This window comes from Polaribacter sp. M10 (genome assembly GCF_054968445.1).
In genome coordinates this window covers 1-2,040 of the sequence record NZ_JBSSBG010000049.1, presented here as the reverse complement: position 1 = coordinate 2,040, position 2,040 = coordinate 1, and the positions used below count along the sequence as shown (strand labels likewise).

3 protein-coding genes are annotated in these 2,040 nt (G+C 25.8%); all 3 read left to right on the top strand.

Going from position 1 to position 2,040, the window contains the following annotated elements; translation table 11 throughout:
* Positions 1-556: 556 nt before the first annotated feature.
* Genes ACWYN7_RS17205 through ACWYN7_RS17195 form a run of 3 tightly spaced genes read left to right on the top strand, consistent with a single transcriptional unit; the run spans position 557 to position 1,870 of the window.
* Positions 557-802, top strand: a complete 246-nt coding sequence (locus ACWYN7_RS17205; RefSeq protein ID WP_462861210.1) for a hypothetical protein — start codon at positions 557-559, stop codon at positions 800-802.
* Between the two features lie 58 nt (positions 803-860).
* Positions 861-1,607: a GLPGLI family protein gene (locus ACWYN7_RS17200; RefSeq protein ID WP_462861209.1), complete on the top strand. Its 747-nt coding sequence runs from the start codon at positions 861-863 to the stop codon at positions 1,605-1,607.
* 32 nt (positions 1,608-1,639) lie between these two features.
* Positions 1,640-1,870 (top strand): hypothetical protein, encoded by a 231-nt coding sequence (locus ACWYN7_RS17195; protein ID WP_462861208.1) that lies wholly within the window; start codon positions 1,640-1,642, stop codon positions 1,868-1,870.
* The last annotated feature ends 170 nt before the right edge of the window (positions 1,871-2,040 follow it).

The window sequence follows — 2,040 nt, the reverse complement described above, 5'->3', positions numbered from 1 at the left end:
TTTCTATGGAATCATATTTGAAAGGAAAAATAATAAGTATTAAAAATTTATTTATTTCTAATTTTTAAACTTTTTCATTTTCCAAATTGGCATCCCTATTTATAGGGAGATAGCTCTCTCCCCATTTATAGGGATGCCAAAACAGCCATAGAATTATTTTTATTTATGATAAATCTTTCTCAAATTTGAGCAAAAGAAGTTGCTATGAAAAAGAAATACTACACAAAACCATCAGTCAATGTGTTATGTATTGCATTTGTTTCAACAATAACATAACAATCTCTTTTTTTACTGTCATTCTTGCTTAGGCAGGAATCTAAACCAAAACAAAAAACCTCCGCTTGCGGAAATAAGAAATATAAAAATCGTGTAAATAAATGTATCACTTAAAACCATTGCCTATGTAAATAAACAAGAACAAGCAGAAGAAGTGCTGCAAAAGTAAGCCTTTTTCTACCAATTTTTTAGAGAATTTTAATTTGGTTTACTCAACTAAAACCTCAAAAAAATATTAACTAATAAACCTAAATAAAAATTAGGTTACAAATTTTATATTATGAAAAAATTAATTTTAGCAATGGTTTTTGTTTTTGCTACAGGAACTATTATGAATGCAAGTGTAATTAATTCAACTAGAGAAGAAATTATCTTTTTTGAAGATTGTACATCTGATGTATGGGAATATGGTACTCAAGAAGGCGAAGGTAACCCAACGTTAGAATATGAATATACTAATCAATACTTTGAATTACATTGTAGTGAAGATGGCTCTTATAAAAATGAATCATCGGAAGTAGAATAGAAATTAATCGAAACTGTTTAAAAATAATAATTTTTAAACAGTTTTATAAAAATTTAATATGAAACAAATACTTAAATTAAGTTTTTTATTTTTTGTTTTTTTCAATATAAACGCACAGACTAATTCTGCAATTGTAACTTATAAAAAAACAAAAACAAAAAAAACTTTTACTGATGAAAAGAAAAAAAAAATAGGTAAAAAAAAGTTTGATAGGTTTGCTGCACTTGAAAAAAAAGCTGAAAAAGTATCAAATTCACTCTCGTTTACATTAAAATATAATGCTAATAAAGCAGTTTTTAAAGTAAATAGTTTTATGGATACGCCAAATAATAGATTAAAAAATTTGGCTCTTTTACCTTTTGGTAAAGGAGTGTATTATAATTCTAAAACTGAAAGAATAAAAGTAGTTGAAACTTTTGGTGATATTTTTTCAGTAAAATACCCAGTTGACTATACGAAATGGACATTATCAAAAGAGTCAAAAAAAATAGGTAAATATTTAGCATATAAAGCTACTGCTGTAGAAAAAATTAAAACTGATAATGGTTTTATTAACTATAAAATAACAGCTTGGTACACACCTGAAATTAATATACAATATGGTCCAATAGGTTATTCTAACTTACCAGGTTTAATTTTAGAGTTAAAAAAAAATAAGATAGTTTATTACGTAACAAATATAGAATTTAATCCAAAGAAATTTGTGAAAGTTAATAAACCTAAAAAGGGTAAAAGTATTACACTTGAAGCGTTTAGAGATTTGGCAATTGACGCAACTAAAAAATATCGAAAAATTAGAGGTTAATTTTTAAGAAATAATAAATTGAAACCTGTGGTTTGGTTTACTCCGATAATACCAGTGAGTTTTGGGGCAAAGATTTTAATGGTTTACCAGGATTAGTGCTTTTGGTAGAAATGAAAAAAAGAACAATAACAGCGTCTAAAATTGTTTTAAATCCTAAAAAGAAAATCAAAATTAAAAAACCAACTAAAGGTGAAAAAGTAACGTTAAAAGAATATAATGCAATTGTAAAAGAAATGTATAACAGTCGTCTTAAAAGAAATTAAAAACCTCCGCTTGCGGAAATAAGAAATATAAAAATCGTGTAAATAAATGTATCACTTAAAACCATTGCCTATGCAAATAAACAAGAACAAGCTGAAGAAGTGTTGCAAAAGTACCATTTTTTCTACAAGTTTTTAGGTGTTATTTAAACTTGTTGAATCAACTAAATACA

Coding starts and splice junctions, on each gene's coding strand:
- ACWYN7_RS17205 (WP_462861210.1), top strand. CDS start 557: ATGAAAAAATTAATTTTAGCAATGGTTTTTGTTTTTGCTACAGGAACT.
- ACWYN7_RS17200 (WP_462861209.1), top strand. CDS start 861: ATGAAACAAATACTTAAATTAAGTTTTTTATTTTTTGTTTTTTTCAAT.